The 13,946-nt window shown below is 28.5% G+C and carries 15 protein-coding genes; 10 read left to right on the top strand and 5 right to left on the bottom strand.

Annotated elements, in window-relative coordinates; translation table 11 throughout:
• The first annotated feature begins 68 nt into the window (after positions 1-68).
• The 5 genes from ACTG3S_RS00690 to ACTG3S_RS00670 are packed head-to-tail and all read left to right on the top strand — an operon-like array spanning position 69 to position 5,147.
• Positions 69-350, top strand: a complete 282-nt coding sequence (locus ACTG3S_RS00690) for a DUF493 family protein (protein ID WP_439127454.1) — start codon at positions 69-71, stop codon at positions 348-350.
• 12 nt (positions 351-362) lie between these two features.
• The gene (locus tag ACTG3S_RS00685) at positions 363-2,000 is read left to right on the top strand and encodes a peptidylprolyl isomerase (protein ID WP_439127453.1); all 1,638 of its coding nucleotides are present in this window, start codon (positions 363-365) and stop codon (positions 1,998-2,000) included.
• Positions 2,001-2,846: a hypothetical protein gene (locus ACTG3S_RS00680; protein ID WP_439127452.1), complete on the top strand. Its 846-nt coding sequence runs from the start codon at positions 2,001-2,003 to the stop codon at positions 2,844-2,846. It abuts the gene before it with no gap.
• On the top strand, positions 2,812-4,194 hold the full coding sequence (locus ACTG3S_RS00675; protein ID WP_439127451.1) for a peptidylprolyl isomerase: 1,383 nt from the start codon (positions 2,812-2,814) through the stop codon (positions 4,192-4,194). The genes ACTG3S_RS00680 and ACTG3S_RS00675 overlap by 35 nt, the downstream gene beginning before the upstream one ends.
• Positions 4,194-5,147 carry an AAA family ATPase gene (locus tag ACTG3S_RS00670; RefSeq protein WP_439127450.1) on the top strand — a complete coding sequence of 318 codons (954 nt, stop codon included), beginning with the start codon at positions 4,194-4,196 and terminating at the stop codon, positions 5,145-5,147. Before ACTG3S_RS00675 ends, ACTG3S_RS00670 begins: the two co-directional genes overlap by 1 nt.
• Here ACTG3S_RS00670 and rsmD read toward each other — a convergent pair whose 3' ends face one another.
• Genes rsmD through ACTG3S_RS00655 form a run of 3 tightly spaced genes read right to left on the bottom strand, consistent with a single transcriptional unit; the run spans position 5,148 to position 7,229 of the window.
• Complete coding sequence (rsmD, locus tag ACTG3S_RS00665) at positions 5,148-5,699, bottom strand: 16S rRNA (guanine(966)-N(2))-methyltransferase RsmD (protein ID WP_439127449.1); 552 nt, start codon at positions 5,697-5,699, stop codon at positions 5,148-5,150.
• Positions 5,696-6,517, bottom strand: a complete 822-nt coding sequence (locus ACTG3S_RS00660; RefSeq protein ID WP_439127448.1) for a DUF3822 family protein — start codon at positions 6,515-6,517, stop codon at positions 5,696-5,698. Before ACTG3S_RS00660 ends, rsmD begins: the two co-directional genes overlap by 4 nt.
• On the bottom strand, positions 6,501-7,229 hold the full coding sequence (locus tag ACTG3S_RS00655; protein ID WP_439127447.1) for a hypothetical protein: 729 nt from the start codon (positions 7,227-7,229) through the stop codon (positions 6,501-6,503). Before ACTG3S_RS00655 ends, ACTG3S_RS00660 begins: the two co-directional genes overlap by 17 nt.
• Before the next feature lie 105 nt (positions 7,230-7,334).
• Between ACTG3S_RS00655 and ACTG3S_RS00650 the strand changes: the two genes are divergently transcribed.
• Positions 7,335-8,753 (top strand): ATP-dependent DNA helicase, encoded by a 1,419-nt coding sequence (locus ACTG3S_RS00650; protein ID WP_439127446.1) that lies wholly within the window; start codon positions 7,335-7,337, stop codon positions 8,751-8,753.
• A gap of 4 nt (positions 8,754-8,757) precedes the next feature.
• On the opposite strand, the gene ACTG3S_RS00645 is transcribed toward ACTG3S_RS00650, so the two are convergent.
• A complete protein-coding gene (locus tag ACTG3S_RS00645; RefSeq protein ID WP_439127445.1) occupies positions 8,758-9,708 on the bottom strand; it encodes a lipid A deacylase LpxR family protein in 951 nt (316 codons plus the stop codon).
• A gap of 93 nt (positions 9,709-9,801) precedes the next feature.
• Here ACTG3S_RS00645 and ppk2 (ACTG3S_RS00640) point away from each other — a divergent pair, with 93 nt between their 5' ends.
• Positions 9,802-10,662, top strand: coding sequence for a polyphosphate kinase 2 (gene ppk2 / locus ACTG3S_RS00640; RefSeq protein ID WP_439127444.1), 861 nt, complete (start codon positions 9,802-9,804; stop codon positions 10,660-10,662).
• Between the two features lie 5 nt (positions 10,663-10,667).
• Entirely contained in the window at positions 10,668-11,453 is a 786-nt protein-coding gene (gene ppk2, locus ACTG3S_RS00635) for a polyphosphate kinase 2 (RefSeq protein ID WP_439127443.1), read from the top strand.
• Here ppk2 (ACTG3S_RS00635) and ACTG3S_RS00630 read toward each other — a convergent pair.
• Positions 11,450-12,082, bottom strand: a complete 633-nt coding sequence (locus ACTG3S_RS00630) for a hypothetical protein (RefSeq protein WP_439127442.1) — start codon at positions 12,080-12,082, stop codon at positions 11,450-11,452. The genes ppk2 (ACTG3S_RS00635) and ACTG3S_RS00630 overlap by 4 nt on opposite strands.
• A gap of 64 nt (positions 12,083-12,146) precedes the next feature.
• On the opposite strand from ACTG3S_RS00630, the gene ACTG3S_RS00625 reads away from it, so the two are divergent.
• On the top strand, positions 12,147-12,695 hold the full coding sequence (locus ACTG3S_RS00625; protein WP_439127441.1) for a Smr/MutS family protein: 549 nt from the start codon (positions 12,147-12,149) through the stop codon (positions 12,693-12,695).
• A gap of 23 nt (positions 12,696-12,718) precedes the next feature.
• Positions 12,719-13,855, top strand: coding sequence for a cysteine desulfurase family protein (locus ACTG3S_RS00620; protein WP_439127440.1), 1,137 nt, complete (start codon positions 12,719-12,721; stop codon positions 13,853-13,855).
• Positions 13,856-13,946 lie beyond the last annotated feature (91 nt).

The following is a 13,946-nucleotide window of genomic DNA, read 5'->3' as shown; positions in this document are numbered from 1 at the left end:
AACTAATTTTTAATGTAATTTTGTGACCTGCTATTTGTAAATAGTTTATAAAAATTTTAATAGTTAATATGAGTAATAAAGACGAATTTTATAGCAAATTAAAAGTACAATTAGAAGACACCACAAAGTTTCCTGCAGATTATTTGTACAAATTTATAGTGCCAACAACAGAAAATCAGGTTGCTGAGGTAGAAGATTTATTTGATAATACTGGTGCAGTAATAAAAACAAAAAAATCTAAAACAGGTAAATATGTAAGTGTTTCGATCATCTTAAAGTTAAAAAATTCAGATGCCGTTATTTCATATTACAAAAAAGCTGAAAAAATAAAAGGAATCATATCTTTATAATTATTAAATCTTATGAAAATTAGAATTTTATCTATTTGTACTTTATTAATATCTATTAGTGTTTTTTCTCAAAAAAAATCTAAAACCTTAGTAACCATTGATGGAGACAAAACCACAGTTGCTGAATTTAAAAGAGTCTACGAAAAAAATTTAGATGCTATTGACAATGAAGAAGCAAAAGATGTAACTAAAAACTTAGAATTGTTTATCAACTATAAGTTAAAAGTAAAGCAAGCTTATCAACTAAAATTAGATACATTACCTTCATATAAAAGAGAAATAGAAACCTATAAAAATCAGTTAGCAGCGCCTTATTTACAAGACACCACTTTTATTGATAAAATGGTAAAAGACATTTATTTTAGAACAAAAAATAAAGTAAAAGCTAAGCATATTTTAATTAGAACTGCAAGAGATGCCAGACCAAAAGATACTCTAGAAGCTTATAATAAAATTGTAAAAATTAGAAACAGAATAGTTGCTGGCGAAGATTTTGAAAAAGTAGCAGAAGAAACTTCCGAAGATAATTCTGCCAGAGATAACGAAAAAAATGGTAGAAAAGGAAACAAAGGAAACTTGGGGTATTTTGATGCTTTTAAAATGGTAGCACCTTTTGAAGACGCTGCTTATAATACAAAAGTTGGTCAGGTGTCAAAACCATTTAGAACGCAGTTTGGGTATCATATTGTTAAAGTTGATGATTTAAAACCTTCTGAAGGAGAAATAGAAGCAGCACACATTTTAATTTTAGACACCACCAATGTTGGTAAAAAGAAAATATTTGAAGTTTACGATAAACTAATTATAAATAATAATTTCGAAGAACTGGCTAAACAATATTCAGAAGATAGAGGCTCTAAAAATAGAGGAGGTAAATTAGGTAAGTTTGGTACAGGAAGAATGGTAAAACCTTTTGAAGATGCTGCTTTTTCTTTACAAAATGAGGGTTCGTTTTCTAAACCTTTTAAAACTCGTTTTGGTTGGCATATTGTAAAGTTGATAAAAAAGCATCCAATAAAGTCTTTTAATGAGTTAGAAAAAGAGCTAAGAAAAAAAATTAAAAATAGCGCTAGAATGCAGATGTCTGAAACAGCTGTAATTAATAAGTTAAAAAAGACATACAAAATTGTAGAAAACGAATCTGCTAAAAAAATATTAGATAAAAAAAATATTAGGGCCATTCCTAAAGATTCTTTGCAAGAAACATTGTTTTCTATCAACAATAAAAAAATAAAACAAGAAGCGTTTATAGATTACATTAGAAATAGAAGACACAAACCTGTTTTTACTTTGTTTGATATGTTTAAAAATCAAGAAATTTTAACATATTACAAAAAAAACTTAGTAAACACAGAGCCTGAATACGCGTATACCTTAAAAGAATATGAAGATGGTTTGTTATTGTTTGAGTTAATGCAAGAAAAAATTTGGAATAAATCTTCAAAAGATACGTTAGGGTTAAAAAATTATTTCGAAAAAAATAAAGCTAACTATAATTCTAAGAAATTAGAAGATAATAAAGGTGAGATAATGAACGATTACCAAAACTATTTAGAAGAAAAATGGATTGCAGATTTAAGAAAAAATAGTAGAATTAAAATACGTAAAAGAGAATTAAAAAAACTAATTAAACACTACAATAAAAAATAAATGAGATTTTTAGTAATATTTTTTTGTGTGATACTATTTGCTTCTTGCGATTATTTTGCGGTACAAGAAAAACGAGCAAGTACATCAGAAATTGTTGCTATTGTAGGTACAGAAAAACTTTTTAGAGAAGATTTAAAAGATATTTTGCCAAAAACCATAACAAAAGAAGACAGTTTACTTCTAGTGAAAAGTTATATACAAGATTGGGCAATAAAAAAGCTTTTAATTAAAAAAGCTGAAAAAAATAATTCTTTAGAAGCTTTAGAAAATATAAACAAACTTGTACAAGATTATAAAGAGAGTCTTTTAATAAATAACTACAAAGAAGAGCTCATAAAACAGCAATTAGATACCATTATCTCTCCAGAAGAAGTAGAAAATTATTATAACTTTAATAAAGAGAATTTTAAACTGAATGAGGAGTTGTTAAAATTAAGATACTTGCATTTTGATAATAACATCAACGATAAAAAAGAAATTATAAAACTTTTTAAATCTAATGACACAGAAGCAGCAGAACAATTAGAACAAATGCAATTAAGTTTTAAAAAATACCAATTAAACGATTCTGTTTGGACGCAGCTAGACAAGATTTTGTTAAAACTACCGATTTCTAAAGAAAATTTGTTAAAAAAAACAAAATTCATTCAAAAACAAGACTCATTAGGTTTATATTTGGTCGCTGTTAAAGACGTTTTAAATAGAAACGATATTGCACCCCTAAGTTATATAGAACCTACTATAAAAGAAATGATTTTACACAAACGTAAAATCGAACTAATTAGAGAAATAGAAAAAATAATAGTAAAAGATGCCACAGAAAAAAATAACTTTAAAATATACTAAGCAACTTATTATCATCACATTTATGTTACTAAGTGTATATCAAATAAATGCACAAAGAGTAAAAATTGATGGCGTAGCAGTTGTTGTAGGTAAAAATATAGTTTTAGACTCTGATATTGAGAAGTTTAAGCAAGAAGTAGAACTTAGAAGTGAAGGTAAAATAACCATTTCTAATTGTGAAATGTTAGAAGAATTAATGCAACAAAAACTATTATCTCATCATGCAGTTATAGATAGTGTTACCGTTTCTGATACAGAAGTAAATTCTAGAGTAGAGAGAAGTGTGCAATTTTTCACACAACAATATGGTAGTTTAGACAAAGTAATACAAGCTTATGGTTTTAACGACTTAACAGATTTAAAAGAAGAATTGTACAATGTGCAAAAAGAAAATATTTTAGTAGAAAAAGAACAACTTAAAATTACAGAAAAAGTAGATGTTACTCCAGAAGAAGTTCGTTTGTATTACAATGGATTAAAAGAAAAAGGAGAACTGCCAGAATTTGCTGCAGAAATAGAATTGGCACAATTGGTTATGAATGCAGAACCAACGCCAAAAGAAAATAAAAAAGTAATAGATAAATTAAATGAAATTAGACAAGAAGTTTTAGAGGGAGCAAGCTTTAGATTAAAAGCGATTATAAACTCTAAAGACCCTGGTGTTACCCAAAATGGAGGTAAAATTATGGTGACTAAAGAAGCTAGTTTAATTAAAGAGTTTAAAGAGGTTTCTTTTTCATTAGAAAAAGGACAAATTTCTGAGCCTTTTAAAACAGTTTATGGATATCATATTATTTTACTACACGAAATTAAAGGAAATACAAGAATAGTATCTCATATTTTAATGCAACCAGAAATACCTGAAGCTAGACTAAAAGAAATACAGCTTAAGGTAGAAGAAATCAAAAGAGATATAGAAGCTGGTAAATTAACGTTTGAAGAAGCTGTAAAAAAGTTTTCAGATGATAAGCAATCTAAAAACAACAATGGTTTAATTTTAAACCCTTATACAGGAGAATCTCGATTTGAGTTAACAAGAATGGATCCAGCAATGTATGCCAGAGTTAACGAGCTTAAAACAGGGGAATTATCTGACGTTTTTTATGATGAATCTTCAGGAGGAGAAAAAATGTACAAATTTATTTTAATGAGAGAAAAAACTGATACTCATAAAGCAGATTTGGTAGATGATTATGTAAAAGTGCAAGACTTAGCTTTAAAGAAAAAGAAAGAAGAAATCATCGAAAAGTGGGCAAAAGACAAAATAAAAGACACCTACATTAAAATTAGCGAAGATTATAAAAAATGTTCTTTTGAAAAGAACTGGAAAAAAGAAATTAGTAAATAATGTCAGACGTTAAAGCAGTAAATGAATTAGTAGCAAAGTTTGATTTGCTAAAGACAGAAATAGGCAAAGTTATTATAGGGCAGAAAGAAGCTGTAAATTTTACATTATTATCTATTTTTTGTGGTGGGCATTCTTTATTAATTGGTGTGCCAGGTTTGGCAAAAACACTTTTAGTAAATACGGTTTCTGATGCTTTAGGTTTGCATTTTAATAGAATACAATTTACGCCAGATTTAATGCCTTCAGATATTTTAGGGAGCGAAATTTTAGATGAAAATAGAAAGTTTAAGTTTATAAAAGGGCCTATTTTTTCTAACATTATTTTAGCAGACGAAATAAACAGAACTCCACCTAAAACACAAGCTGCATTATTAGAGGCAATGCAAGAACGTTCCGTAACAGTTTCTGGAAATCATTATAAATTAGATTTACCATTTTTTGTTTTGGCAACACAAAACCCAATTGAGCAAGAAGGTACTTACCCTTTACCAGAAGCACAGTTAGATCGTTTTATGTTTTCTATCAATTTAGAATACCCAACTTTTGCAGAAGAAGTACAAGTAGTAAAAAGTACTACATCTATTATAGATCAAAATATAAATGCCATTTTTAATGGTAACGAAATTGTAGAAATACAAAAATTGATTCGTAAAATTCCTGTTGCAGATAATGTGATAGAGTATGCTGTTAGTTTGGTGGGGAAAACCAGACCAAAATCTAACCAAGCAACTGAAATGGTAAAAAGTTATTTAGATTGGGGTGCAGGTCCAAGAGCCTCTCAAAATTTAATTTTAGCAGCGAAAGCACATGCAGCGGTTAATGGCAAATATTCACCAGATATAGAAGATGTAAAAGCTGTAGCGATACCAATTCTTTCTCACAGAATTGTTAAGAATTACAAAGCAGAAGCAGAAGGTATTACCATTTCTGATATCATCACTTCTTTATTGTAGTTAGTTTTCTTCTAAATTATTATCAAAAAAACTAAACACGTTACCACCATAACGTTTATCATAACGATGTTTTGCATGTTTAGATAAATCTGTGTGTTTAGAGTGCTCTACAATTAAAACGCCTTCTTCATTTAAAATATTGTTTTCAAAAACTAAGTCTACAATTTTTAAAAATTGTTCAGTTTCAAAATCATAAGGTGGGTCTGCAAAAACAACATCTGCATTTAAATTTGTTTTTTCTAAAAATTTATAGACATCACTCTTATAAGTATTAATATCTAAATCTAAGACTTTAGAAGTGCTGTTGATAAACTTAATACATCCAAAATTAGCATCTATAGCATAAATGGTTTTAGTGCCTCTAGAAGCAAACTCATAGCTAATATTACCTGTGCCCGAAAATAAATCTATTACTGAAATAGCATCAAAATAATAAGTATTATTTAAAATGTTAAACAAAGACTCTTTTGCCATGTCTGTTGTAGGTCTTACAGGCAAGTTTTTAGGAGCTTGTATTCGTCTAGACTTATATTTACCAGATATTATTCTCATGAGCCTAATAATATATAATTGTGATGTTTATCAATATTTAAATGATTAAAAATAGGATTGTTGCTTTCTAAAAAATAAATATTTCTAATAAAGTTAAACGCTATTTTGTAAATATCACTCTCTAAAGTTATGATACCTGTAAAATAAAGAGAAAACATATTTGTATTTAGATTAAGTTGTTCTGCAACAAATAAAATATAATAAATAAAATCTTCTTTACTATTGTAGCTAAAACTATTAGCTAAAAGGATTTTATTATTTTCTATAACTAAAATGTCTAAGCTATTTTTAGACACGTTTACAAACATTGTTTGTTCTTTAGCAATATTTAGTTTTATAATTTTTTCTATAAATGCAGTTGTATGATGTTTGTACTCAAACTCGCCAAAATGCTGAAAAAAATAATTATTAATATTTACATATGGTATATAAACATTATGTGTACTTAAAGTTTTTATTTCATCAAAAGTTATAAAATCTGTAGCAAGCGTTTTTATGTTGGTACTCAAATAGGTTTTTAAATGATTTTCGTTAAAAAATGATGAAGGTACTAATGTATTTAAGTTGTTTTGATGAATTACTTGCACCTCATTAAAATCTTTTTGTAAAATAGTATCTTCTTTAAAGATTCCCTTTATTTTTTCTAATAATTCTTCAGGAGTTTTTAGTGTTTCCACAAAAGAATATTCAGAAAAATAAACATCTTCATTTGTATTTGGGTTGTGGATACAAAAAGAAAATCCATCCAAATTAAATTGGATGGATAATTTATTTTCTTTGGAGTTATTTAAAGAGATATTACTATTCCTTATTTTCACCTTTTTTATCATATGATGGTGGCCAGTTTCCACCTGTTGTTACTTCTTCTAAAGAACCTACAGAAACATACTCACCTTTAATTTGGTCTGTTGCTATAGCTTCTAATTCTTGTTTTACTAGAGATTCATTCATACCTTTCAAAAGGTCTTCTTTAGAAGTTCTAGCTCTAAAAGTAGGTACAACTAAACCAGGTATTTTTTCTACAGTACCTGTTTCTAATTCAAACTCTTTGTCTGTATTAGGTACTTTAAACATGTTTTTATAATCTCTATCTTTAAAGTATTTTAAAACAGGTTCATACCCAATGGTATCTGTTACTCTAACTTCTACATCATCTATAATACCACCACCTCTATTTACTTTTTCTACAATAGTTCTAGTGTTGGTAAGTGCTAATTTTGCAGAATCTATAAATTTAATTAGAACATTTTTGTCTGCGGTGTAATTACCAGTAGCTTCGTTAAACTTAACTTCTGCATCTCTAATAATTTTAAGTTTTTTAATAACTGGAGCATATTTTTTAACTTTATTCTTGTTAAAATTAATAGGTTCCATAATACCATTGTAAATTTTATAACCCAGAAAAATTGCTAAAAATAACAATAGTAAAGATGCTATCCATCTTAATTTTAAAGGTAAAAACTTAACTATAACTATAGCTAAGAGTACAGCAACTAATACTGCAGCCAAAATCATTCCAATTAATCCCATTTTTTATTTATATTTTTAATAGTCTTAACGCAAATCTACAATTTTTTTTTAATGATAAAAACTTTTATTTGCAAATCAATGTATCTTTGATGTTTTAATTAAAATATGATAGAAACTTCAGCAAAATTTAATAGAGAATTATTAAAAAAATTTCCTTTTGAACCCACTACAAAACAGCGAGATTTATTAAGTTTATTAAGCAATTTTATTTTTGATGAAGAAAAAGATAGTTTGTTTTTACTAAAAGGTTATGCAGGTACTGGTAAAACTACCACTATTGGGGCTTTTGTAAATTCTTTGTGGACAGCTGGAAAAAAATCGGTTTTATTGGCACCCACAGGTAGGGCAGCAAAAGTAATTGCTGTGTATTCAAAAAAACCAGCTTTTACTATCCATAAAAAAATTTATTTTCCTAAAAAGCAAAGTAATGGTTCTGTTGCTTTTGTTTTACAACCGAATAAGCATAGAAATACCATTTTTATTGTAGATGAAGCTTCTATGATACCAGATGGTAAGCAAAACCAACAATTGTTTGATAGCAGTTCTCTTTTAGACGATTTAATTTCTTACGTATATTCAGGTGTAAATTGTAAACTCATTTTTATTGGAGATACTGCCCAATTACCACCTGTAAAATTAGACGTTTCTCCAGCTTTAGAAAAAGAGACGCTACAATATCATTTTCAAAAGTCAGTAACAGAAATTGAGTTAGACGAAGTAATGCGTCAGCATGAAAACTCTGGCATTTTAGCAAACGCAACTTTTTTAAGACTGCTTTTAAGAAACGACCATACTAATTTTGCTTTTGATTTAAACTATCCTGATATTAAAAGGTTAGAAGATGGCTATGATATAGAGGACGCCATTGTAACTGCTTATGATAATTTTGGTGTAGAAGATACCGCCTTTATTGTGCGATCTAACAAACGCGCTAACCAATACAATCAACAAATTAGATACAACATTAGAGGGCAAGAAAACGAAATTTCTGCAGGCGATTATATTATGATTGTGAAAAACAATTATTTTTGGTTGCCAGAATCCTCAAAAGCAGGTTTTATTGCTAATGGCGATATTTGCGAGGTCTTAAAAATCTTTTCAATTAAAGAATTATATGGTTTTAAATTTGCAGAGGTAGAAATTAGAATGATTGATTATCCAGATATGCACCCTTTTGAAACCGTTTTACTTTTAGATACTTTAACTAGTGAGAGTCCGTCTTTAACTTATGATGAATCTAATAAATTGTATCAGGCTGTTAAAGAAGATTATGCAGACGAAAAATCGAAATACAAACAGTTTTTAGCCATTAAAAAGAACAAATATTTTAATGCACTACAAGTAAAGTTTTCTTATGCAATGACTTGTCATAAATCTCAAGGAGGACAATGGAAAACCGTATTTGTAGAACAACCTTATTTACCAGATGGTGTCTCTAAAGAATACTTTAGATGGTTGTATACAGCTATAACCAGAGCGCAAGAAAAACTTTATTTAATTGGTTTTAAAGACGATTTTTTCTAAGTATTTATTTTATCAAATAATGAATAGCGATAGTACCATACGTATGACCATTCGTAGCATTTAAGTTGTTAGATTTATCTGTGTTGTAATTATAAATATAAGCAAAATGAAACCTGTTTGCGGTAAACTGATAGCCTACTTCTAAGTTGAACACAAAGGGTTTTAATGTATTGGTAACCAAACTACCAGTATTTAAAAAACTACCTTGTAACGTAGCATCATACAAAGTATATCTTAACGTTGGTTTTATATAGAGAAAAGATTCAACCTCTCTGTAATATGCTGTGTTTTTATTATTGATATTGGTATTGAAAGCAATAGAATTGGCTAGTTTTTGTAAAGGTTTAAAACCAATTCTAGTTAAAAATCCAGAAGAAATATTTGTATCAATGGTACCAACTTTTGCTTTGTTTGTCCAAAAAACATCAAAATATTCCCCTGTTTTATTTAACATTTTTTGATCAAAAGCAACATTAAAATTTAAACCAATGGCATTTTTAATTTGATATTTCCAACCAACAGCTTCTTTAAAACCATAAATATCGTGTATAAAATCTTGTAAGTTTTTGCCAAAAGCATTTGGACCTAATACACCTAATTGAAAAGATGTTTTTAAAGCAGCATTTTTTTTATATATTTTATGGATACCGAAACTACCATAAAGATAAGCAGCAAAAGGCCTATCATGATTGTCTGGGTTTACTAATATGGCTTTAAAAGGCGTGTACATTTTGTGGCCAAGGGTAAACTCAAATATTTTTTTCTCTAAATTTTTATTGTTTTCTTTTGCTAAGTATCTGTAGGATAAAAACATCCCATTTGTATAATATCGATCGTAATACGTAGAGGTGTACAAATCATTTTCTGTGATAAAACTAATTTCTTTTGCGTATTTTTTTTGCGAAAAAACAATAGCGCTTATCAAAAAAAATAAAACCGTAAAGTTCTTTTTCATAGAAAACAAATATAAAATTTCTTAGCTAAATTGACCTTTTTTTAACTGAATTAACAAAAAAAATTAATATTTTTAAGGTTCGAAAAAATACACATGAGTATAAAAAATAAAATTACTGCAGAAGATTTTCAGAATATTGAAAATAATTCAGATTTACTCGATTTAATTGAAGAAAAAAGCCCACTATTTAATAAAGTAAAAAAGACACTTTATTATACAGAAGAACTTAAATTATTGCAAATAGAATTGGTAAAACTACAGCGTTGGATTTCTAAAGAAAAAAAACGGGTAGCCATTATTTTTGAAGGAAGAGATGCAGCAGGTAAAGGAGGGAATATTAGACGTTTTATGGAGCATTTAAATCCGCGTTCTACAAGATTGGTAGCCTTAAATAAACCTACAGAAATAGAAAAAGGACAATGGTATTTTCAACGTTATATAAAAGAGTTACCCAACCCAGGTGAAATTGTTTTTTTTGATAGAAGCTGGTATAATAGAGCAGTAGTTGAGCCTGTTATGGGTTTTTGTACAGAACAACAATACAAAGAATTTTTAGTACAAGTACCAGAGTTTGAACACATGATGTACGAAGATGGGGTAATTATTATAAAATTTTGGCTTTCTATTACAAAAGATGAGCAATTAAGACGATTTGAAGACCGAAAAGAAAATCCTTTAAAAAGATGGAAGTTTAGTCCTGTAGATAAACAAGGTCAATTACTTTGGGATAAGTACACACATTACAAAGCAGAAATGTTTTCTAAAACACACACTTCATACAGCCCTTGGATGATGATTAAAACAAACGATAAAAAAGTAGCAAGATTAGAAGCTATGAGACATGTAATATCTCAGTTTGATTATGAGGATAAAAAAGGTGCAAAAATAACTTTAACTCCAGACCCAAACGTTGTAATGCGTTACTATAGGTCTAATAGTAAAAATATAGACTAAATTTTATGGGCGATAAATTAACTAAAAAACAAGTAAATAAATTAAATACAAAAAAAGGACTGTTGGCATTATTGTCTAAAGAACCTTTTAATGTTGAAAGAGGTTTACGTTATGTAGACTATCAAAAAAAATTAAAAAAATTACAAGTAGAGTTAATACGTTTACAAACTTGGGCAATAAATAATGATGAAAGAATTATTATTGTTTTTCAGGGTAGAGATGCTGCCGGTAAAGGTGGTGCTATTAGAAGATTAACAGAGCGTATAAACCCAAGACATATGCGTATTGTTGCATTGCCAAAACCTACAAAAGACGAACAATCTCAATGGTATTTTCAACGTTATGTAGAGCAGTTTCCTAAAGCAGGAGAAATGGTGTTTTTTGATAGAAGTTGGTACAATAGAGCAGTAGTAGAGCCTGTAAATGGTTTTTGTACAGAAAAAGAATACGAGATTTTTATGAATCAGGTAAATGAATTTGAAAAGATGATTTTAGAATCTGGAATACATTTGGTGAAAATTTACATGTCTATTTCTAAAAAAGAACAAGCCAAACGTTTTGCAGACATTAAGAGTAATCCTCTAAAGCAATGGAAAATGACCAAATTAGACGAAAAAGCACAAATTCTTTGGGATCAATATACAGAGTATAAAGATGCCATGTTTAAAAAAACCAATACAGAAATTTCTCCTTGGAAAATAATTAGAGCGAATAGAAAAACAGAAGCTAGAGTTAACGTAATCAATCACGTTTTAGAAAGAATACCTTACGATAAAAGTATAGAAGTTTAATGCACTAATTTCTGAACACTCTCGAAAATAAAATATACTTCTGCTGCAATTTGCTGGTTCGTTTTTAAATAAGTTTCCTCTTGTGCATCTGTACCGTCTGAAGCCTTTGGGTCTACAAAAGGCAAATGAAACCTTTCTATCGCAGTGGCTATAAAAGGGCAATTTGCATCTGCATTGTTACAAGTTGTAATTGCAATATAAGGATCTTTGTTTATAGGATTGTCAAACCTTTTAGAAAAGCCTAAAATACTTTTTTTACTGCCATTAAAAGAAATGATATATTTTGGGTTTTGATGTGAAAAATCTTCTATTTTAAAATCGAAACCTACTTTTTGCAAGGTTTTTACAGTATTTCTAAAAAATGCAGTAACCTCTGTACCACCAGAAAACGCATTTATATTTAAATTGAAAAATTGTGCCGCAAAAAATGCCCAAACTTGCCCAAGTTGACTTCTTCTAGAGTTGTGTGTACAAATAAAATTTACATTTACAACCTCGTTCTTTGTGTATTCTTTTGCAATACTTTCAGAAATTTTAAGCAATAAATCTTTACGTTCATTACTCAAACTTACTTTTTTAGAAGATTGTTTAAAGAAATTTTCTGTAGAAATAGAAGAAGTGTTTATCATACTGTGTATTTTTGTAGCAAAATTAAGCTGTTATTTAGTGTTTTAAATTAAAATAAGGTTAAGAATGCGTTTAGAAATTGGTAACAAAGTAGCTGTTTTAGATGATGTTTTAAAAGGTAAAATCATCAACATAAATAAAAATGTTATTTCTGTAGAAACTACAGATGGTATGGTTTTTAATTTTGATGAAAAAGAGTTGGTTAAAATAGATAAAGAACAGCACGAATTATCTAAATATTCTGACATAAATAATGCGCTTTTAAAAGAAAAAATTAGTGCGAATAAACCCAAAGAGAGTTTCTTTAAAAAACAAAAACACGAAATTATTTTAGAGGTAGATTTGCATATCAATCAATTAGTAAAATCTGTAAAAGGTTTAGATAATTACGATATGTTAAACCTACAATTAGATACAGCAAAAAGAAAAGTAGAATATGCCATTCAAAAAAGAATTTCTAAAATTGTATTTATACATGGAGTAGGAGAGGGAGTTTTAAAAACAGAACTCCAAAATTTGTTACATAAATATCCCGTTAAATATTATGATGCTTCCTATAAAAAATATGGTTTGGGTGCTACTGAGGTTTATGTATATCAAAATATAAAAGAGTAAAATAGAAAACGTATTTTTGCACTATGAAAACTGTGTATTTAGACAATGCTGCAACCACACAAATAGATGCAGAGGTTATTGCAACTATGCAAAAATCTATGGCGGAAAATTATGGCAATCCATCATCTACACATCAATTTGGTAGAAAAGCAAAATCTGCTGTAGAAACTGCTAGAAAAAATATTGCCAACTTTTTTAATGTAACTGCCCAAGAAATTATTTTTACTTCTAGTGGTACAGAAGCCGATAATTTAATTTTAAATAATGCTGTTTTAAATTTAGGAGTTCAAAGAATTATTACTTCTAAAATAGAACATCATGCAGTATTACACACATGTAATTATTTGCAAGAAACTTACAATATTGGATTAGATTTTGTAGAGGTTGATGAGTCAGGAGCCATAGCTTTAAATCATTTAGAAAATCTTTTAAAAAACTCCGAACAAAAAACGTTGGTTAGTTTAATGATGATTAACAATGAAATTGGAAACTTGTTATCTTTAGAAAAAGTAAGCAAATTATGTAAACAACATACTGCTTTGTTTCATTCTGATACTGTACAAGCTATTGGACATTACAACATAAATTTACAAGATATTGCATTAGATTTTATGGTGGCTAGCGCACATAAATTTCATGGGCCAAAAGGTGTAGGTTTTGCTTTTTTTAGAAAAGGTTTTGGTATTTTACCCATGCTACATGGTGGAGATCAAGAAAGAGGAGCAAGATCTAGCACGGAAAATGTACATGCCATTTTAGGTATGGAAAAAGCTCTAGAAATTGCAACAATCAATTTGCAAACTGATAAAAACTATATAGAAAATCTAAAAAAATATTTTATTGCTGAACTAAAAAAAATATCTAATAAATTACAGTTTAATGGTTTGTCTTCTAATTTAGACAGAAGTAGCTGTACTATTTTAAACATTCGTTTTCCAATAAAAAATCAAATGTTACTTTTTAGTTTAGATATGGCTGGTATTGCTGTTTCTGGTGGTAGTGCCTGTCAAAGTGGAAGCAATAAAGGCTCTCATGTTTTATCTGAAATATTATTTGATGGAGAGGAAGATAAAACGTCTATCCGTTTTTCGTTTTCTAAGTTTACCACTAAAGAAGATTTAGATTATACTATTTTAAAGTTAAAAGAGCTGCTCTCGTAGAAAGCAACTCTTTTTCAATCAACCAACTTATTTCAAATCACAAACTAATCTTCCTTTAGTTCATAAATACTTACGTAGTTTTTTGTTTTAC

It is taken from the genome of Polaribacter sp., assembly GCF_965656025.1.
GTDB lineage: Bacteria > Bacteroidota > Bacteroidia > Flavobacteriales > Flavobacteriaceae > Polaribacter.
The sequence above is the reverse complement of the archived record's forward strand: the minus strand, read 5'-3'. Positions and strand labels throughout refer to the sequence as shown.